Source organism: Streptomyces sp. HUAS TT11 (assembly GCF_051553595.1).
Taxonomy (GTDB): Bacteria; Actinomycetota; Actinomycetes; order Streptomycetales; family Streptomycetaceae; genus Streptomyces.
In genome coordinates this window covers 9325564-9344338 of the sequence record NZ_CP196184.1, presented here as the reverse complement: position 1 = coordinate 9344338, position 18775 = coordinate 9325564, and the positions used below count along the sequence as shown (strand labels likewise).

14 protein-coding genes and 3 pseudogenes are annotated in these 18775 nt (G+C 68.6%); 12 read left to right on the top strand and 5 right to left on the bottom strand.

All coding sequences use genetic code 11. The features are described from left to right. Nucleotides 1–36: 36 nt before the first annotated feature. Complete coding sequence (locus ACSHXN_RS42165; RefSeq protein WP_355140128.1) at nucleotides 37–1380, top strand: MFS transporter; 1344 nt, start codon at nucleotides 37–39, stop codon at nucleotides 1378–1380. A 729-nt stretch (nucleotides 1381–2109) separates the two neighbouring features. Here the strand turns inward: ACSHXN_RS42165 and ACSHXN_RS42160 are convergent. Continuing rightward, nucleotides 2110–2844, bottom strand: a complete 735-nt coding sequence (locus ACSHXN_RS42160) for a GntR family transcriptional regulator (protein ID WP_438306290.1) — start codon at nucleotides 2842–2844, stop codon at nucleotides 2110–2112. Between the two features lie 109 nt (nucleotides 2845–2953). Here ACSHXN_RS42160 and ACSHXN_RS42155 point away from each other — a divergent pair, with 109 nt between their 5' ends. The 6 genes from ACSHXN_RS42155 (at nucleotide 2954) to ACSHXN_RS42130 (ending at nucleotide 8569) form a co-directional block, all read left to right on the top strand. Next, nucleotides 2954–4126, top strand: a complete 1173-nt coding sequence (locus tag ACSHXN_RS42155) for a 4-oxalomesaconate tautomerase (protein WP_355140126.1) — start codon at nucleotides 2954–2956, stop codon at nucleotides 4124–4126. Continuing rightward, the gene (locus ACSHXN_RS42150; protein WP_438306289.1) at nucleotides 4123–5148 is read left to right on the top strand and encodes an amidohydrolase family protein; all 1026 of its coding nucleotides are present in this window, start codon (nucleotides 4123–4125) and stop codon (nucleotides 5146–5148) included. Before ACSHXN_RS42155 ends, ACSHXN_RS42150 begins: the two co-directional genes overlap by 4 nt. Before the next feature lie 20 nt (nucleotides 5149–5168). Then, entirely contained in the window at nucleotides 5169–5873 is a 705-nt protein-coding gene (ligK, locus tag ACSHXN_RS42145; protein WP_438306288.1) for a 4-carboxy-4-hydroxy-2-oxoadipate aldolase/oxaloacetate decarboxylase, read from the top strand. Beyond that, nucleotides 5870–6790 carry an amidohydrolase family protein gene (locus ACSHXN_RS42140; RefSeq protein ID WP_356294296.1) on the top strand — a complete coding sequence of 307 codons (921 nt, stop codon included), beginning with the start codon at nucleotides 5870–5872 and terminating at the stop codon, nucleotides 6788–6790. The genes ligK and ACSHXN_RS42140 overlap by 4 nt, the downstream gene beginning before the upstream one ends. Nucleotides 6791–6829: 39 nt before the next feature. Further along, nucleotides 6830–8185 carry an MFS transporter gene (locus ACSHXN_RS42135; protein ID WP_359457888.1) on the top strand — a complete coding sequence of 452 codons (1356 nt, stop codon included), beginning with the start codon at nucleotides 6830–6832 and terminating at the stop codon, nucleotides 8183–8185. A gap of 150 nt (nucleotides 8186–8335) precedes the next feature. Beyond that, entirely contained in the window at nucleotides 8336–8569 is a 234-nt protein-coding gene (locus ACSHXN_RS42130; protein WP_356294292.1) for a hypothetical protein, read from the top strand. Nucleotides 8570–8641: 72 nt separating this feature from the next. Here the strand turns inward: ACSHXN_RS42130 and ACSHXN_RS42125 are convergent, their stop codons facing one another. Next, on the bottom strand, nucleotides 8642–8779 hold the full coding sequence (locus ACSHXN_RS42125) for a hypothetical protein (protein WP_356294290.1): 138 nt from the start codon (nucleotides 8777–8779) through the stop codon (nucleotides 8642–8644). 382 nt (nucleotides 8780–9161) lie between these two features. Further along, nucleotides 9162–13346 carry a HEAT repeat domain-containing protein gene (locus ACSHXN_RS42120; protein ID WP_438306287.1) on the bottom strand — a complete coding sequence of 1395 codons (4185 nt, stop codon included), beginning with the start codon at nucleotides 13344–13346 and terminating at the stop codon, nucleotides 9162–9164. Nucleotides 13347–14244: 898 nt separating this feature from the next. Here ACSHXN_RS42120 and ACSHXN_RS42115 point away from each other — a divergent pair. The 4 genes and pseudogenes from ACSHXN_RS42115 to ACSHXN_RS42100 form a co-directional block, all read left to right on the top strand. Then, nucleotides 14245–14406: pseudogene (locus ACSHXN_RS42115) on the top strand (IS630 family transposase); the annotation flags it as partial. A 9-nt stretch (nucleotides 14407–14415) separates the two neighbouring features. Then, nucleotides 14416–14545: pseudogene (locus ACSHXN_RS42110) on the top strand (IS5/IS1182 family transposase); the annotation flags it as partial. Between the two features lie 154 nt (nucleotides 14546–14699). Next, nucleotides 14700–15698 carry an RNA polymerase subunit sigma-70 gene (locus ACSHXN_RS42105; RefSeq protein ID WP_356113786.1) on the top strand — a complete coding sequence of 333 codons (999 nt, stop codon included), beginning with the start codon at nucleotides 14700–14702 and terminating at the stop codon, nucleotides 15696–15698. A 298-nt stretch (nucleotides 15699–15996) separates the two neighbouring features. Then, nucleotides 15997–16452, top strand: coding sequence for a DUF6069 family protein (locus ACSHXN_RS42100; RefSeq protein WP_438306286.1), 456 nt, complete (start codon nucleotides 15997–15999; stop codon nucleotides 16450–16452). 650 nt (nucleotides 16453–17102) lie between these two features. Here ACSHXN_RS42100 and ACSHXN_RS42095 read toward each other — a convergent pair. Together ACSHXN_RS42095 and ACSHXN_RS42090 are read right to left on the bottom strand one after the other, a co-directional pair. Next, complete coding sequence (locus tag ACSHXN_RS42095) at nucleotides 17103–17630, bottom strand: DUF488 domain-containing protein (protein WP_438306285.1); 528 nt, start codon at nucleotides 17628–17630, stop codon at nucleotides 17103–17105. A gap of 74 nt (nucleotides 17631–17704) precedes the next feature. Further along, entirely contained in the window at nucleotides 17705–17902 is a 198-nt protein-coding gene (locus ACSHXN_RS42090; protein WP_438306284.1) for a hypothetical protein, read from the bottom strand. Between the two features lie 175 nt (nucleotides 17903–18077). On the opposite strand from ACSHXN_RS42090, the pseudogene ACSHXN_RS42085 reads away from it, so the two are divergent. Then, a pseudogene (locus ACSHXN_RS42085) lies at nucleotides 18078–18470 on the top strand (transposase); the annotation flags it as partial. Nucleotides 18471–18775: the final 305 nt, after the last annotated feature.

The window sequence follows — 18775 nt, the reverse complement described above, 5'->3', positions numbered from 1 at the left end:
GACAGTCCCCTGTGGCGGATTCCCTGAAGGCGGCTCATGACCAACGTTCGGCTCCCCCTGCGTGCACTCATCCCGTTCTCCGCCGGTTCGATCGGCATGGGCATCTGGGTCACCGTGCCGGGTATCTTCCTGCTGTATTTCCTGACCGACGTCCTCGCCGTGCCGCCGCAAGTGGCCGGCCTCGCGCTGCTGCTGCCGAATGTCGCCGACATCGTGGTGCACCCGTGGGTGGGCCGGATCTCCGATGCCGGCCTGGCCAGCGGCGGCCACCGCCGGCAACTGATGATGGCCGGCTGCGTCGTGGTGCTCGCCTTCGTCGCCTTGTTCGCCGTGCCGTCGGACCTGCACGGGACAACCGCAGCGATATGGGTCGCGGTGGCGCTGGTCGCCGGCAACCTGCTCTACTCGTGCTACCAGGTTTCCTACCTCGCCACACCGGCCGACCTGGGCATCGGCTACCACGAGCGGACACGCCTCATGGGCTACCGCAATGTCGTGATCACCGTGAGCGTACTGCTCGCCGGCGTGGCCGCGCCGTTGGTCGCCGGCGACGATCCGGGCGTCGGCGATTACATGAGAATGGCCCTGCTGCTCGGCGCGGCCATGCTTGCGGCGATGCTGGTCGGCATCACCGGCGTCGCCCGCCTCAACCGGGCTGCGCCGGGCACCCCGGCCGAGCCGGGGCACCGGGGCGGGCTGCTGGTGGCGCTACGTGACCGGCAGTTCCGTGCGCTGACTGCGTCATATCTGACCGTCGCGATCACGATGAACCTGGTACTGGCCGCCATGCCGTACTTTGCCGAGTACGAGCTGGGCCGCTCCGCGCTCACGACCGTGCTCATCGCGGCGTTCATGGCGCCGGCGGTCCTGACCACGCCCCTGTGGGTACTGGTGGCCCGGCGTCTCGGCAAGCAGCGCAGCCTGCTCGCCGCCCAGGCCGTCTTCGTGGCCGGCTCGCTGGTGCTGGCCCTGGGCGCTGGGGCCGGCCTGCCCCTGCTGATCGCAGCCGTGGCGATGCAGGGCGTCGCGTTCGCCGCAATGCAGCTGATGCCGCTGTCGATGGTGCCCGACGTCATCGCAGCCGCCGGGTCGGCCGGTACCGTCAGTGCGGGCAGTTACACCGGCTTGTGGACCGCCGCCGAGGCCACCGGCGGCGCACTGGGGCCGTACGTGTACTCGGCCTGCCTGGCTGCGGGCGGGTTCGTGGCCAGTACCGCGGGCGAGCACACCACGCAGTCTTCCGGCGCGCTGGCGGCCGTTCGTTACGGCTTCACCTTGGTGCCGGCCGTGTTCATGACGATCGCCATCGCGCTGCAACGTCGGTACACCTTGGACAAGCGCGCCCACACTGTGGCGCCGCGTGTCGTCGCCCAGGAATAAGCAGTGGGGTGGCACCACCCGCTTCCCGCGCCGGAACTGCCGGGCGGGAGGCGGAGCATTTGCCGGGGAACGGCCGGCAAACACGCGCCGATGGCGGCCGAGCGACCGCCAGCCCTACAAGAGCAACTTGTCCGCTGAGCGGTGGGCCCTGATCGAGCCCGTCATCCCCCCTGGAAAGCTCAGCATCCCTCCGTCAGCGGCCCCGGAGTCTGTGCAGTTCGCGAACGATTTGGTAGAGGCTCAGGCCTGCGCTGTGTCTAACCCTCACGGCGCCGCGGAAGTCCCTGTGGCCATTCAGGCATTCGGGCAGGCGTCACAGCGAACGCTGGAACTGCTGGGTCTGTCGCCACGCAGTCCAGCCTCAGCCAGCCGCACGGAGGTAGCCGAGCGGCCGGCACGACCGACCTCTGCACGATACCCCTGAAGAGGACAGAGGGCGGACTACCCGAAACCAGACCCTTCTTCTACCTGAGTTACGCGCACACACCGGCCTGGGGTTCGAAACAAGGCGACCCCAACCGGCCCGGCGGGCACCCTCTCCCCGCCTCCGTCGCGGACGCTTCAACTGGCAGTTGCTCCTGCTCCGGCGTTGGGGTCGCTGAACAATTCTCGCTTCGCCCGCCACTGTCATGCCGGGTGAAGCGAGAACGTATCGCCGGATGAGTCTTCGCTCTTCTCGGGCCGGGTCTCGGGGACGTCCCGAGGAAGGGAGGGCTGCCTCGGGGCGGTTCAGGCGCGGACAGTGTGAGTTGCGGACCTCGTTGGCTCCGTGACGGGCGTGGCTCGCAGCTCCTCGATGACGCTGTCGAGGTGGGCGCGGGCTGCGTCCTCCGCGGCGTGTCCGTCTCCGGTGACGATCGCCTCGATGATGGCGAGGTGCTGCGGCAGCGACTTGGCGGGGCGGCCCGGGCGCAGGGCGAGGCGGAACTGGTAGCGGACCATCTGGCCTTTGAGTCGGTCGAGCAGCCCGCCCGCGACCTTCTGGCCGCTCATCTCCGCGATGCGGGCGTGGAGTTCGCGGTTGAGGGCGGAGTAGGTGTTGAGGTCGCCACCCGTGACCGCCTCCCGCATGCGGGAGCCGATCTCGCGGAGACCCTCGCGCTGCTCCGCCGAGGCGTGCTGGGCGGCGCGGCGGGCGCACAGGCCCTCGAGGGCGGCACGGCACTCGGTGATCTGGATGGCCTCTTCGACGGAGACCACGCGGACGCGGGCGCCGCGGCGCGGCACCAGCTCGACCAGGCCCTCGGCCGCGAGGTCCTGGAGCGCCTCGCGGACGCAGTTGCGGGTCGCGTGGAGGCTCTCGGACAGCTCCTGCTCGACGAGGCGCTGGCCCGGCACGAGGTCGCCTGCGGAGAGCGCCCGGCGGATCGCCGTACTCACGAGGCGGCGCCCCTCCTGACCGGTCACCCGGTTGTCCGCCACGCGTCGTCCTCCCCGCTCCGGGGCCCGTCCTCCGGGCCGCATGTCATCGCAGTCTATCCACACTTCGACACGACGACTATTTCGTCGGAACTATTGTCAACAATTTCGTCGATGGTTATGTTGACGGCCATCACCAGCGAAGGGGAGAGCAATGACGCAACCCACGACGGTCCAACACACGGACGTGTCCCGGCCACCGCCACCGGGCGGGCAGACGGCGATCCCCTGCTGGTTCCTGCGCGGCGGCACCTCGCGCGGCCCCTTCTTCCGCGCGGCCGACCTGCCCGCCGACACCACGGGCCGTGACGCGGTCCTGCTGGGCGTGATGGGCTCGCCCGACCCTCGCCAGATCGACGGGCTCGGCGGGGCACACCCGCTCACCAGCAAGGCCGGGATCGTGGACCGCAGCGCGCGAGCCGGCATCGACCTGGAGTTCCTGTTCTGCCAGCTGCAGCCCGACAGCGATCTCGTGGACACCACGCCCAACTGCGGCAACATGCTCGCCGCCGTCGTGCCGTTCGCCGTCGAGTCCGGGCTGCTCACGCCCTCCGGCGACGAGACCACGGCGCGCGTGCTCACACTGAACACCGGGCTGACCGCCGAGATCACCATCAGGACCCCGCTCGGCCCTGACGGCCGCCGCTTCGTCGCGTACGGGGGCGACGCCAGGATCGACGGCGTCCCCGGCACCGCGGCACCCGTCACCATCAACTTCCTCGACACCGCGGGCTCGGTCTGTGCGTCCCTGCTGCCCACCGGGCAGGTGCGGGACCGCGTCGAGGTCGCGGGCGTGGGCCCCGTCGACGTGACCTGCATCGACAACGGCCAGCCCCTGGTGATCGTGGCCGCCGCCGACCTGGGCCGCACCGGCTACGAGACCGCGGCGGAGCTCAACACCGACGCCGAACTCAAGGCCCGCGTCGAGGACCTTCGGCTGACCTGCGGGAAGCTGATGGGCCTCGGGGACGTGACCGCGAAGAACTACCCCAAGATGACGCTCGTCGCGCCGCCCGCGCACGGCGGCACCCTGAGCACCCGCAGCTTCATCCCGCGGGTGTGCCACGAGTCGATCGGCGTGCTCGCGGCCGTCACGGCGGCCACCGCCTGCGTGCTCGAAGGGAGCGTCGCCCACGCGATCGCCGGTGTTCAGGCGGCGCCGGACGCCGACGTCACGGTCTCCGTCGAGCACCCGTCCGGCGAGTTCAGCGTGGCGCTGGGCCTCGACCCCGATGACCCGCAGCGGGTCACCAAGTCCGCGCTGCTGCGCACCGCCCGTCTGATCATGGCGGGTGGCGCCATGGTCCCCAACAAGGAACAGCGATGATCCTCGACTGCCACGGCCACTACACCACAGCACCGCCCGCGCTCGGCGCCTGGCGGGAGCGGCAGATCGCCGGGCTCACCGACCCCTCGGCCGTACCGGACGCGGCCGACCTGCGCATCAGCGACGACGACATCCGCGAGAGCATCGAGCGGAACCAGCTGCGGATGATGGATGAGCGCGGCATCGACGTCACGCTGTTCTCGCCCCGCGCCTCCTTCATGGCGCACCATATCGGTGACTTCACCACCTCCTCCCGCTGGGCCGCCATCTGCAACGAGCTGTGCGCCCGCGTCGCCGCTCTCTACCCGGAGCGCTTCGTGCCCGCCGCGATGCTCCCCCAGTCACCCGGCGTCGACCCGGCCACCTCGGTGCCCGAGCTCGAACGGTGCGTCAAGGAGTACGGTGCGGTCGCCGTCAACCTCAACCCGGACCCGTCGGGCGGGCACTGGACGGCGCCGCCGCTGACCGACCGGTCCTGGTACCCGCTGTACGAGAAGCTCGTTGAGTACGACCTCCCGGCGATGGTGCACGTCAGCACCAGCATCAACCCGGCCTTCCACACCACGGGCGCGCACTACCTCAACGCCGACACGACCGTCTTCATGCAGCTCATCCAGGGCGACCTGTTCAAGGACTTCCCCACGCTGCGCCTGGTGATCCCGCACGGCGGCGGAGCCGTCCCTTACCACTGGGGCCGCTTCCGCGGCCTCGCGATGGCGCTCAAGAAGCCGGAGCTGGAGGAGCACGTGCTCGGCAACGTCTTCTTCGACACCTGCGTGTACCACCAGCCCGGCATCGACCTGCTGCTCGAGGTCGTGCCCCGCCACAACGTTCTCTTCGCCTCCGAGATGATCGGCGCCGTCCGGGACATCGACCCCTGCTCGGGCCACCACTTCGACGACACCCGCCGCTACATCGAGTCCGCGGGGCTGAGCGCCACGGCCCTGGCCGAGATCCAGGAACACAACGTCCGCGCCGTCTACCCGCGTCTCGACACCCTGCTCAGGCAGCAGGGCCGTTGACGCAGAGGGAGCACAGAACCATGTACGAACTGGGAGTCGTCCACCAGGACATCAGCCGCGCCTCCCGCACCGACGTCGAGACGCTCACGCCGCTCGGCGTCAGCACCATCCACGAGGCAATGGGCCGCACCGGCCTGCTGCGCCCCTACATCCGGCCCGTCTACCACGGCGCCGCCTTCTGCGGGACCGCCGTGACCGTGCTGCTCCAGCCCGGGGACAACTGGATGCTGCACGTCGCCGTCGAGCAGGTCGGACCGGGCGACGTGCTCGTGGCCGCCTGCACCACGGAGAACGAGGACGGCTTCTTCGGCGAGCTGCTCGCCACCTCGGCCCGCGCCAGGGGCGCGGTCGGCCTGGTCATCGACGGCGGCTGCCGGGACGTGGCCGCGCTGGAGAAGATGGACTTCCCCGTCTTCAGCCGCGCCGTCAACGCGAAGGGCACCGTCAAGGCAACCCTCGGCTCCGTCAACATCCCCGTCGTCTGTGCGGGCGCGTTGGTGCGCCCGGGGGACGTCGTCGCTGCCGACGCGGACGGCGTCGTTGTCGTGCCGGCCGAACAGGTCGCCGAGGTCGCGGCCGCCGGCCGCAAGCGGGAGGAGAACGAGGAGGGCAAGCGGGAGCGGTTCGCTGCGGGTGAGCTCGGCCTCGACATGTACGGTATGCGCGAGCCCCTGCGGGCCGCAGGACTGCGCTACGTCGGCGGCAAGCAGGGAGAACAGGCATGAGTGGACCGTTCATCAAGACGCCCGGGTGGCTCGACTGGTACCGGAACCCGTCCGCCCCGGCCTTCACCCTGCCCGAGGGCACCGTCGACGCGCACTGTCACGTCTTCGGGCCGGGCGCGGAGTTCCCGTACGCGCCGGAGCGCAAGTACACGCCGTGCGACGCCGGCAAGGACGAGTTGTTCGCGCTCCGCGACCACCTCGGCGTCAGCCGCAACGTCATCGTGCAGGCCACCTGCCACGGCGCTGACAACAGCGCCATGGTCGACGCCGTGCGGGCGTCCGGCGGCCGCGCGCGCGGCATCGCCACCCTACGGCCCGACATCACCGACACCGAACTGGCGGAGCTGGACGAGGCCGGCGTGCGCGGGGTGCGGTTCAACTTCCTGAAACGCCTGGTCAACGCCGCGCCTAAGGAGGACCTCGCCACGATCGCCGAGCGCATCGCGCCACTCGGCTGGCATGTGGTCATCTACTTCGAGAGCGAGGATCTCGCCGACCTCGAAAGCTTCTTCACCGCGCTGCCAACCCCACTTGTCGTGGACCACATGGGTCGCCCCGATGTGACAAAGCCCGTGAACGGGCCCGACTTCGCACGGTTCCTGCGGTTCGTGGAACACGGCGACGTGTGGGTCAAGGTGACCTGTCCCGAGCGGCTCACCGCCACCGGCCGCCCCGCCCTCAACGGGGAGCGCGAGCCCTACTCGGACGTGGTGCCCTTCGGCCGGAAGGTCGTCGAGGAGTTCCCGGATTCCGTACTGTGGGGCACCGACTGGCCGCACCCGAACCTCGCGGACCACATGCCGGACGACGGACTGCTGGTCGATTACGTGCCCCAGGTCGCCGTAACCGCCGCGATGCGCCAGAAGCTGCTCGTGGACAATCCGATGCGGCTCTACTGGCCCGGCGAAAACGCCTGAGCCCCTTCCGCACCCACAACGAAACGAAGGGGCTCCCCCATGCTGCACTCCAACGCGAAGAACCGGCTCGACCGGCTACCGATCTCCAGATTCCACAAGCTGACCCTGATGGCGGTGGCCTTCGCCTATTTCTTCGAATTCGCGGACATCAACAGTTTCGCGGTGACGGCACCCCGGCTGATCAAGCTCTGGGGTGTCACCGTGAATCAGGTGGCGTACGTCACCTCGCTGTCGTTCGTCTGTATGTTCCTCGGGTCCGTCGTCGCGAGCTGGATGGCCGACAGGTGGGGCCGCAGGACGGCGCTCAACGTCACTACCGTGTTCTTCAGTGTCTTCTCGCTGGCCTCGGCGTTCTCCTGGGACATCGTCTCCCTCGGCGTCTTCCGGGCGCTGACCTCCACGGGCCTTTCCGCAATGACCGTCGTCGCCGTGATCTACGTCAGCGAACTCTTCCCCTCCGCGCTGCGCGGAAAGTTCCAGGCGTACGCGATCGTCATCGGCATCTGCGGCACACCTGTCACCAATTTCGTCGCGAGCGCCGTCGTGCCGATCAACGACTGGTCGTGGCGGCTTGTGTACCTGTGGGGCGCGCTCGGCATCGTCTACCTCTTCTTCGCGCGGCACCTCAAGGAATCCCCGCGCTGGTACGAGAGCAGGGGCGAGCACGCCAAGGCCGATGCGATCCTGACGGAACTCGAAACGCAGATCACTGCGGAGAAGGGCCCGCTGCCGTTGCCCGCGCCGCCCACGGACCCGCCGGTCCTGAAGAAGGCGCCGCTGCGCATCCTGTTCCAGAGGAAATACCTCCTGCCGACCCTGCTGCTGACCGTGCTCTGGGTCACCCAGACCATCGGGTTCTTCGGCTATTCCAGCTGGGCTCCGACGCTGCTCGCGAAAGAGGGCTTCAGCGTCGAGAAGTCCGTCTTCTACGTGGCGCTCAGCACAGCGGGCGCGCCACTCGGCTCGTACATCGCTGCCCTCGTCACCGACCGGTTCGAGCGCAAGTGGTGCCTGGTGGCCTTCGGCGCGATCATCGCCGTGTGCGGCCTGCTGTACGGGCTGACGTTCAACCCGGTCCTGATCATCGTCTTCGGGTTCCTGGTGAACCTGTTCGAGCGCGGCTATACGGCGCTCGGGTACGCGTACTCGCCCGAGCTGTTCGACACCCACGGCAGGTCGCTCGGCACTGGCGTCTCGTACGGCCTTGGCCGACTCTCCAACGCCGTGGGACCGCTGATCATCGCCGGCCTGTACAACGGCTCGGGCTACAAGAGTGTCTTTTTCTTCATCGCCGGCACGTGGCTGCTCGGCGCCGTCGTCCTGGCCGTCTTCGGCCCGAGAACGAAGCAGACCGGGTTGACGCCGGCCCGGCCGAAGGATCCGGTCAGCGCCTGAGTGCCGGTGTACGGCCGGTACGCGAGTGACGTGCAAAGCATCGTCAGCCTCAGGCCGGCGGAGGTGCCGTTGCCGGGGTCGGGGAAGGACTGGTCGAGCGTCCAGGTGTCGATGTCCCGGTAGTTGGGGGTGGCCAGGCTTGCGTCCCAGATGCTGGTGGTGGCGGACGTGAGGCGCTTGCGGGAGAAGAACGTGGGAGCGGTCGCGGAGCAGACCTTGCCGGAGTCGCAGATCTGGTCGAACGGCACGTCCGGCCAGTGGGAGGCGGTGGTGGAGGTGAGGGAGGAGCAGTTTTCGGTGCCGGTCACCAGGCAGCGTTCGGCGGGGGTGAAGGTGACCTTTTCGGAGGCCTTGCCGAAGACGTTGGAGGAGGTGATGCCGTAGTCGATCCGGCTGAGGTACTGAACTTGAACTCGTGATGTCGGCTCAGGAGCTTGTTGTGCCGCAGGACCGGCTCTACGATCCCGTGCCTGGTAGCCGTGAGGCTACGGTCGCCACGAAGTGTTGCAAGACGGCGAACGGCAGCGTCTGCGTCTCGTCGAAGAAGACCTCGGCCGGCTTCTCCTCCTCGGGGGCATAGACAATCACCGTCACGGCTGCTGGCCCGGGAGCCGGTGAAGCAGGCATGGAAGGGGTACCGCCCGGAACTCGTCCACCACCGCAGAGAAGACACCCTGTGCCTCACCGGCGACGCCCGCCGCCAATCCAGCGGCCACCGCGGCAGCCACCCACGTCTTCATCCGCCGAGCATGCCCAGCCTGCGCCTGCTCCCCGCTGCCCTCCCCCTCTGACTGATCCGTGCTGTCCGACGACGTCTCTGCCATCCTCGCCCCCCGGTGAGCTTGCAGAGACCACAGTGTGGCCCCAACTCCCCCCATGCGCACGGTGCTTGCTGAAGCTGTGACCTGCACGAGGCATCTACATGCGGAACCACAGCTTCAAGCATCACAACAGACGACAACAAGGCACGAAGGCGCTATTGCAGTGGCCCCTCGGTTTCCGGTGCGGGCCTGGGGTCTAGTAGTTCCGCAGCATGCTGGCGGACTACGCCGTATTGATCGTCGGCCAGACGTACGAGCGCGTCGCGAGCTACGCGATCGCCCGGCCACACCCGAGCCAGGGCGGAGGCGGCAGACCATCGGACGTCCGCGTTCTCATCGGCAGCCAGGCGCAATACGGCGCCACGGATATCGAGATCGCCGGCCCATCCCCGCACCAGCGCACCGGCGACGGCCCGGCGGACGTCCGCGTTGTGGTCGGTAGCAAGACGCAGCACAGCGTCCCGTACCTCAAGAGGGCCCGGCCAACCGCCCGCCAGCCCAGCGGCCGCCTTGCCTCGCACGTCCGCGTCCGGAGCTTCGGTCAACCGCAAGACAGCCTCCTGGGCCACGGAATCACCAGGCCACCCTTGTGCCAAGGCGGAGGCGGCAGCCCCTCGAATCGCCGGAGCTCCAACCAGACGGAGGACAGCTTCCAGGGCCATGGAATCGCCCGGCCACCCCTGCGCCAACGCGGAGGCAACGGAGTTGCGGATGTCCGTGCTCTGATCCGCAGCAAGCCGCACGACCGCATCGCGGGCGTCGGGATCGCCCGGCCATCCCTTCGCGAGTCCGTTGACGGCTGTGTCGCGAACGTCCGCGCTCTGATCCGCTGCCAGACGCAGGAGCGCATCCCGGGCTATGGCATCGCCCGGCCAGCCCTGTGGCAATGCGGAGGCCGCGTAGCGGCGGACGTCTGCGCTCTGATCCGTAGTCGCATGTACGACTGCGTCCCGAGCCACGGAATCACGCGGCCATCCCGTCGCCAGTTGCTCGACAGCAACCTCGCGGACGTCCGCACCCTGATCCGCAGCCAGTCGCACGAGCGCCTCACGTACTTCAAAGTGGTCTGGCCGGCTCTGGGCCACATCCTTGGGTGCGATCCTGGCTGCGTTGGGCAGTCCACGGGCGACGTCCCGTGTGGCAAAGGACCCCGGCCAACCGTGCGCCAGGGCGTAGACGACGGAGCGGCGTACGTCCAGGTTCTGATCGGTTGCCAGGCGCATGGCAGCGCCGCAGGCGATGGAATCGTCCGGCCAGCCCTTCGCCAGTCCGTAGACGGCAGTGTCGCGAACGTCCGCGCTTTGATCCGCCGTCAGCCGCACGACCGCATCCCGGGCGGCAGGATCGCCTGGCCAGCCCTGCGATAGGCCTTGGGCTGCGTCTGACCTGACTGCGGCACTGGCGTCGCCGGCCAGTCCTCGAACAACGTCCCGTGTTGTGAGGTCCTCCGGCCAGCCCTGGGCCAGCCCGGACGCAGCAGAGCGCCGGACTTCCGCGCTCTGATCCGCGGCCAGGCGCACAGCCGCATCCCGGGCGATGGCATCGCCCGGCCAGCCCTGCGCCAGCGCCGAGGCCGAGGACCGGCGAACCTTTGGCTCTTGATCGCCAGCGAGCCGCACGACCATATCCCGGGCCGCTAGCTCGCCCGGCCATCCCTTCGCCAATGCGGAAGCAGCCGAGCGACGGACATCCGCGCTCTGATCCGCAGCCAGAGACATGACCGCATCCCGGGCCGGAAGGTCGCCTCGCCAGCCCTGCGCCAGCCCATCGGCGGCAGCGTAACGGACATCCGCGTTCTGATCCGCAGACAGGCCCACGACCGCGTCCCGGGCCATGGCATCGCCCGGCCATCCATGGCCCAGGCGTTCGGCGACGGAGCGGCGAACCGCCGACTCCCGATCGTCGGCCAGCCGTATGGCCCCGTCCCGAGCCACGACCTCGCCCGGCCAGCCCTGCGCCAGCGCCGAGGCAGCCGAGCGGCGAACCTCCGCACTCTGATCCGCCGCCAGACGCACGACCGCGTCCCGAGCCTCGACCTCACCCGGCCAGCCCTGCGCCAGCGCCGAGGCAGCCGAGCGGCGAACCTCCGCACTCTGATCCGCCGCCAGACGCACAGCCCAGTCCCGGGCGGTGGGATCACCCGGCCAGCCGTTCGCCAGCCCGTCGACAGCAGTCTCACGGACGTCCACGCTCTGATCCGCAGCCAGCCGCACGACCGTGGCATACACATCAGCATCGCCCGGCCAGCCCCGCGCCAGCCCATCGGCGACGGACCGACGCACTGCTGATTCCTGATCTCCGGCCAGACGCAAGAGCGCATCCCGGGCCGCGAACTCGCCCGGCCACCCCTGTACCAGCCCACGGATGACGGACCTGCGGACCTCCGCGTTCTGATCGGTGGCCAGGCGCAGGATTGCGTCCCGGGCGGCAACATCGCCGGGCCACCCCTGCGCCAGCGCGGAGCTGGCGGACTCGCGGACATCTGCGGCGTGATCGGTGGCCAGGCGCAGGAGCGCGTCCTGGACGGCGGGATCGCCAGGCCACCCCTGCCTCAGCGTGTCAGCGGCATAGCGGCGGACGTCCTCGTTCACGTCGTCGGCCAGACGCAAGACGGTCTCGCGTACCTTGAGGTCGCCCGGCCAGCCCTGCGCCAGCGCGTCAGCAGCGTAGTGGCGCACGTCCGCGTCGTGATCGGCAACCATGCGCAGAGCCGCGTCACGTACGTGCAGGTCGCCTGGCCAACTGTAGCCGAGCGCAGAGGCGGTGTAGCGGCGAACGTCCGCGCTCTGATCAGCAGTCAGGCGCAGGACGACGTCTCGAACGGCGAGGTCGCCCCGCCAACCCTTCTCCAGCGCATCAACGGCGCTGTAGCGGACGTTCGGCTCAGTATCGTCGACCAAGTGCAGCACGGCGTCACGCACCTGGAGATCGCCGCCCGGCCAGCCCTGCGCCAGCGCATTGGCGGCATCACGGCGAACATCCGCGTCGTAGTCAGCAGCCAAACGCACAACAGCGTCACGAGCTGTGCGATCACCCGACCAGCCCTCGCTGAGAGCAGAAGGAACGGCCCGACGAACCATGGCATTCGGATCGTCGGCCAAGCGCAGCACGGCTTCTTGAACTTCGGTGTTGCCTGACCAGCCCTCCGTGAGTGCCTCCACGGCATAGCAGCGGACGTCCGCGTCCGGGTCGTCGACCAGGCGCAGGACAGCCTCTTGCGCCTGGGGAACGTGAGACCAGTTGGTGCTCAGCCGGGTGACCGCGGCGTGACGGGCGGCTGAGTCGGTGAGGCGGGTTGATGCCAGCAGCACGGCAAGTTCGTCTTCGGGCGGGAGGAATCCCTGTCCCTGGGCGATGGCGTGGTGCAGGTCCTGGACAATGTCTTCTGCTCGGCTATTGACGTCCTGTGCTTTGGCCAGGGCGACTGCGATGTCGTCGAGCACCGGCTGCGTGAGCAGGTCGCGGGCAAGGAGAGGCTGAGCGGGCTGTTCAGGGCCGACATCGGTGAGGGGGAACCCGGCCGCATCGGGGTGCACGGCCAAACGCTGAACCTCAACGCGGGCCCGACCCCAGAGCCCCTCCAGGACAACGATGCGTGCCGCAACCCGGTCGGCTTCCTGCTGTGCCGTGGACTTGTGTGTCAGCGCCTGACGGGTCTCCTCACGCACCCGGGCGAGACGCGCATGATCCGCTGCGCGCAGGGCCTGTAGCTCACGGACGTCGTTACCCGCGATGATCTCGCGGAGCGTACTGATGATCTGCAGCAAGGTCGACATCAGCATTTCGGCGTCCCGCATGGCATAGCGCAGCCGGGTCTCGGTGTGGCGGGCGCGCTCCAGGGTCTCTGCGTGGCGGGCGAGATCGCGCTCGAGGCGCAGGACGGCGACGGTTTCCTCGGACTGCTGCGGCTGCAGGGCAGCGGGGCGAGGAGCTGGCAGCGGCTCGTGCGTCGTGGTCGAGGCATCCAATGCGGCCTGCACCAATGATCGTGCCTGGTTGCAGAGGCTTTGGTGTTCTTGCAGCGTAAGGCCGGCTGCTTGGCTGGTGATGCGCAGGAACTGCAGGGTGAATGGCAACGGGGGCTTGGGCCTGGCCTGCGCGTTGAAGATGCGGTCAATGTGCGACTTGGAAAACGCCATGTCGCTCAGGCGATTGGCGGGGCGTGCTCCGTTCGGATCGACCTCACGCTGCACCTCCTGCTCGTGCTGGGCTGCCGCCCTGAACGCCTGCTCGACGTCTCGGGAGCCCATCCCGGCCTGTTCGGCCTGTTGACGCAGGAAGTCACCAAACTCCTGCCACAGATCAGCTGCTGTCCGACCTCGGCTGTCTGTGGGCCCCACTCCTGCCTCCCCGTTTGACGGTGTTGGGACGACTCATAGTGCCCCACGATGCTTCCAGCTCTCGGCTGGTTCAGCGAGACCACCACAAGGGAGTTGTCCCAGCCGTGGCCCCAACCCGTCCCTGGTCGTCCCGACCGGTCCCACGCCACGTGGGGACCACGCTTGAATGGGCGACTGTCTCCGCATGCCCATTCGGCAGCAAACGGACTGCCAGGTAAGGAGACTTGAAATGATCAGCGACCTCACTCACCTCGCCCTCTCACTGAGCGACACCCCTCATCGAACAGAACAGACGCCGGCCCTGTGGCACTTCCTGCTCGCCGCGGTGCCGGAGTTCCTCGGCGCCCTTGCCGCCGCCTTTGTCATGACGACTGCCGCGTGGATATGGCGTCGGCTTCCTCACCGCCCGCCGGCTCACCTTGAGTCCGGCCAAACTGGTCCGTGCCCCACCCGGAAGTCATCGGGTAGCTGAACTACCTGCCTCCTGCAGGGACTGCCGAGGCTCGGCAGTCCCTGGACCAGCGTCCAGGGCATAAGCCGCAGTGACGGACCGGTTGCTGGGCTGGCGAGGGCTGCGAAAGACCACGAGTCCTGGGCCGACGATGCCGAAGACTTGCGGGCCCACATCACGATCCTCCAGGTCCATAAGCTGGACAGCACGCATCGAGGCGATCGCGTCGACAGAGGTACGGAGGCCGCAGCTCGGCAACGGTCGCTTACGATGCGTCAGAGTTCCTCCTCCGCCGTGGAAGGTTTTTCCATGGACAGCGAGCCAAGCCACTCGAGGATGCACGAGCGTGACCGCGAGGTCTGAGCCGGTTCGAGTCCGGTAGCCCGCGATGGTGCGGCATCGCCCTCGTGTTTGTTCCGAGTACCTCGTGACCGCGAGGTTGTGCCTGTGGCAGAGCGAGTACGCGTTCGCGAGATCGATGACGACGAGGGCAGAAGGCTGCTGCGGATCGTCCGTAGAGGCACCGGGTCGGTGGTGACCTGGCGGCGGGTCCAGATGGTGCTGTTATCCGCGCAAGGCGTGCCCGTTGTGAAGATCGCCGAGTTGACCAACGCTGACGTGCTGACTTTCGTGGACAAGGCGTATCAGGGCGCCGCCGGTTCTGTGCGTAACCCGTTCAAGCGGCAACGCTACCGGCCGAATCTGTCGCACGGAAAAGGCCGCGAACAAGGCCCACGCCCGGATCCGCTGACGCGGCGTACGTGCCGTGGCCACCCCCAAGTCGTAGTAAATCCCGCCAAGGATGACAACCCTCAGCCATGCCGACCGACCCAGGTGATGAGTTGTCGCGGCCGCACCCGTCACACCTACGACGGAACACGAAGAGACGGAGGGATGACGTGATGAGTGAGGACACGCGGCTCGAGGAGCTGGGCGAGAGCGGCCTTGGTCAGGTCGACGAGCCGGCATTCTCGGGGCTGACGGAGCGGCACCGTCGGGAGCTGCATGTGCACTGCTACCGGATGCTCGGGTCGTTCGAGGACGCCGAGGACACCGTGCAGGAGACGTTCCTCCGTGCCTGGCGGCGGCGAGAGACCTTCGAGGGGCGGTCGACGTTCCGAGCCTGGCTGTACCGGATCGCCACCAATGCCTGCCTGGACCTGCTCGCCAAGCGCCGCCCGGAGCCCGCGACCGGCGGCGAGGTGCTGTGGTTGCAGCCCTACCCAGACCGGCTGCTCGACGAGCTGCCCGCGGCCGACGCCGACGAGCCGGAGACCGTCGCCGTCGCGCGGGAGACGATCGAGCTGGCGTACCTCGTCGCTGTCCAGCACCTCGCGCCGCGCCCGCGCGCCGTTCTCATCCTGCGCGATGTCCTCGGCTGGCCGGCGAAGGACGTCGCGGGGCTCCTCGGCGACTCCGTCAACTCCGTCAACTCCGCGCTGCAGCGGGCCCGCGCCGGCATGCGGGAGCACCTGCCCGCCGAGCGGCAGGACTGGAGCGGCGGCGCCGAGGATTCCGGGACGCGCGAGCTGGTACGTCGCTTCACCGACGCCAGCGTGGCCACGGACGTCGACCGGCTTGCCGACATGCTCCGTGACGACGTCCGCTGCTCGATGCCGCCCACGCCGGGCCTGTCCCTGGGCCGCGACGCGGTGGTGACAGGCTGGGTCGAGGACGGCTTTGAGGGCATGCAGGGACTGCGCAGTGTCCCCACATCGGTGAACCGGCAGCCCGCCGTCGCCTTCTACCTCTGGAACGAGCGCGAGGGCGCCTACCTGCCGTTGACGCTCGACGTCCTGCGCGTCACCGGCGGGCTGATCACCGAAATCATCATCTTCCACGCCGACCAGTTCCCGCGGCTCGGGCTGCCGGAGCGCCTGCCGGCGGACGGCACGGAGTAGTCCCGGTGTGGACGCTCACGCTGCGCGGTGGCGCTCGTCTCGCAGTGATCGCGGCGGAATGGCGTGACGCGTTCGGGGTCGTCACCCGCGGGCGGATCCAGCTCGAGCTGGGCGACGGCGAGCCCGGGCCGGTCCTCGGACGCGACGCCGGGTTCTGGCTTTGCCGCACCGGCGTCCGCGCACTGCGCAATCCCGGCCGTCGCACGGCGGAAGTGCGCATCTTCACCCCCAAGGCAAGGACCGTCACATGCGAGTCATCACACCCCGTCCACCAGTCACCGAATGATGGAGGAACGACATGAACAACATGAATGACACCGGGGTCGTCGCAGACCCGGCATCGAGCCGGACCAGCCGCCCCCACCGACTCCGCAGGCTCGCCGGCACCGGCCTCATTGCCATGCTCGCGGCGATGGTGGCCACCACTCTCGCGGCTGCGCTTGCCCGGGCTGTGGGCGTCGACTTGAAGGTCCCCGACGGTGGCGAGACGATCCCGTTGCCCGGGTTCGCCGTGGTGACCGGCTTCTGCGCGGCGGTGGGCATCGTCATTGCCGTCGCTGTTCTTCGTTGGAGCGCTCGCCCCGTCCAGCGATTCGCGTGGACAGCCGTGTCGCTGACCGCGATCTCGCTGGTCCCGCCCCTCCTCTCCGGGGCGAACACCGCCACCACCACCGCTCTCATCGGGCTACACCTCGTTCCTGCGTCGGTGATGATCCCCACCCTGGCGCGGAGCCTGCGGGACCGAACCGATTGACCATCCCCCTGGCACAACGCGTGGCGCAAGGGCGTGCGCAAGCGGACTAACCGACCGCCGCGGCGCTGCGGCACCACTTCGGAGCGTTGAGGCGGTTCTCGTATGCGCGGCGGGCTTGTCCCGCACCGCGTCGTCCTCGTCGCCGACGGCGTGCTCAGCACGTCCGGGCCGGTGCCGGCTGGAGGACCAGAGGGAACAGGGCCGCTACGTCGAGCGCGTGCGCGGCCAGCCGGCGCTGGATGCCATCGCCCGGGTCACCGGACATGCCAGTACGGCGCGCTGCATCGACCAACAGGCCAGCGAATCTGCCCTGGCCCTTGCTGCTCGTGCTCGCTGTGTGTCTTCGCTGCCCGGGCTGATGTGCTGCTCTCTACCGGCCGGCGACCGCGGCTGGCCGACCTGTATGTCGAGGTCGAGCAGGCTCGGGGCGACAGCTTCCGCGCGGGCTGGCGCATCACTGACCTGATCCGGCATGCCGCGCAGTGCGGTGTCCCAGCCCTGGCGTCGTCTGTCCGGACGACGGCCCGGAGATCACCGCCCTCGAAAAGCCGGTGCGGGCGGCCCTGCAGAGGAAGCCCCCCAGGGAGCCGGACATGGCACGCCGTGACCGGCGCGTGCCGTGCAATGGCTGTGCCGCGCCAACGTGGGGCTCAGGACGGTGGCGGGTAGAGCAGGTGGCCGTCCTGAATCTGCGCCTTTGGGTCCAAGTCCGCCCGTCTCGCGCTTGCAGGGGACAGGATGTGCACGACCACCGCACCCGCGACGATCAACGCGTCGGTGATCAATCTGCGATGGCAGCGCCATGGAACCGCTTCACTGCACATGATCGCGGGATGTTCATGTTCAGCGAGTTTGAGGAGTTCACGTAATCCGCTACTGAAGGCGTCGCTGGCCATGTAGTCGGCATAGTCACGGAATGCCTTGACGTGCCACGCGCCGTTCGCACTGGGCACGCCCTTCGGGGTGTAGCGGCGGCCCCCCAGCTCTGGAATCCAACGGTATGCAATGTCGGGTGGCAGGGCCTCGATGATCGCGGCCTTGTTCCATTGCGGGTACTTCCTGGACACCGGGAAGGAGCGCACGTCGACCAGGCAGGTGATGCCATGGTCACGCAGCATCTGCAGCACTTCGGCGAAACCGCGCGTCGAATGACCGATGGTGCAGATGCGATGTGTCATTCTGCCGCCTCACTCACCCGTGTGGACTTCGATCACAGGTCGCACGACGCAAGGCCGCACGGCAAATAGGCCCACTACACCTCGTCGGGCCACTTGTGTAGCTCCCCTCCGGTCCCAGTGTCGACGAGGATGATGCGAGCCCCGGGCCGACCATGCTTGCCGACGATGCCCGTGAACTGACTGATGGCCGTGTCCTCGCGCCACCACCAGCCATCCATCACCCAGCGGCCGTCCAGGCTCAGGGTGAGGCGGTAGCGGCCGGCATCATCCATGAACGGCACCCGTTCTGCCGAGCACAGTCGGCGCGGCCAATTCGGACAGTACGCCCGGCGTGTGGCCTCGGCAGAGACCGACCCACCGGGGGCTGCTCCCCGTGTCGGTCACCCCGGCGCTGTGGCAGGTATCGCCGCAGATCGCGCACCCGGTCAGGAGCCCCTGGTCGCGCAAGCCGCTGCCGGTCTGGTGGATTTGATCGGTGTGGGCACCGAGACGGCCGCCCAGTTCCTGATCACCGCGGGCGACAATCCCGACCGGCTGAAGTCCGAAGCTTCCTTCCCACACCTTTGCGGGGCAGCCCCCATCTCCGCCAGTTCCGGCCGGACCAACCGCCACCGCCTCAACCGTGGCGGTGACCGCCAGGCCAACCACGCACTCCACACAATCGCTCTGGTGCGGATGTGCTACGACCCCCGCACCCGGCTCTACGTCGCGCGGCGCACTCCCGAAGGCATGTCCAAGAAGGACATCTTCCGCTGCCTCAAACGCTTCATCGCACGAGAGGTCTACAAGCATCTGACCAACACGGATACCCCACAGCTACAGCTCTCACAGGCCGCTTGACGATCTATAGGAGCTTCCTGGACGCCCTGGGCCGCGACTGCTCGGCTCTGCCTGGGTCGACGGTGGACGGGATGGGAGCCCACACGCTCGCCACAATGTGCCCGCGGTCGGGAACGGAGCCCCTCCCCACCCGGTGCCGGCCGATCCCCCGCCGGAGGCATCGTCTGTGACCGTCGGCCGCGTCGGTCGGGTGCTCCACTCATGACCTCCGGGCCTATCCGCAGTGGGCGGGCGTCAGCGCAGCGGGAGCGGGCCGAAGGTCCACCTTGACAAAAGTGGCTGAGCCATTACCGGCTACTCGCCCG

Coding starts and splice junctions, on each gene's coding strand:
- ACSHXN_RS42165 (WP_355140128.1), top strand. CDS start 37: ATGACCAACGTTCGGCTCCCCCTGCGTGCACTCATCCCGTTCTCCGCC.
- ACSHXN_RS42160 (WP_438306290.1), bottom strand. CDS start 2,844: ATGCGGCCCGGAGGACGGGCCCCGGAGCGGGGAGGACGACGCGTGGCG.
- ACSHXN_RS42155 (WP_355140126.1), top strand. CDS start 2,954: ATGACGCAACCCACGACGGTCCAACACACGGACGTGTCCCGGCCACCG.
- ACSHXN_RS42150 (WP_438306289.1), top strand. CDS start 4,123: ATGATCCTCGACTGCCACGGCCACTACACCACAGCACCGCCCGCGCTC.
- ligK (WP_438306288.1), top strand. CDS start 5,169: ATGTACGAACTGGGAGTCGTCCACCAGGACATCAGCCGCGCCTCCCGC.
- ACSHXN_RS42140 (WP_356294296.1), top strand. CDS start 5,870: ATGAGTGGACCGTTCATCAAGACGCCCGGGTGGCTCGACTGGTACCGG.
- ACSHXN_RS42135 (WP_359457888.1), top strand. CDS start 6,830: ATGCTGCACTCCAACGCGAAGAACCGGCTCGACCGGCTACCGATCTCC.
- ACSHXN_RS42130 (WP_356294292.1), top strand. CDS start 8,336: ATGCTGGTGGTGGCGGACGTGAGGCGCTTGCGGGAGAAGAACGTGGGA.
- ACSHXN_RS42105 (WP_356113786.1), top strand. CDS start 14,700: ATGAGTGAGGACACGCGGCTCGAGGAGCTGGGCGAGAGCGGCCTTGGT.
- ACSHXN_RS42100 (WP_438306286.1), top strand. CDS start 15,997: ATGAACAACATGAATGACACCGGGGTCGTCGCAGACCCGGCATCGAGC.
- ACSHXN_RS42095 (WP_438306285.1), bottom strand. CDS start 17,630: ATGACACATCGCATCTGCACCATCGGTCATTCGACGCGCGGTTTCGCC.
- ACSHXN_RS42090 (WP_438306284.1), bottom strand. CDS start 17,902: ATGGATGATGCCGGCCGCTACCGCCTCACCCTGAGCCTGGACGGCCGC.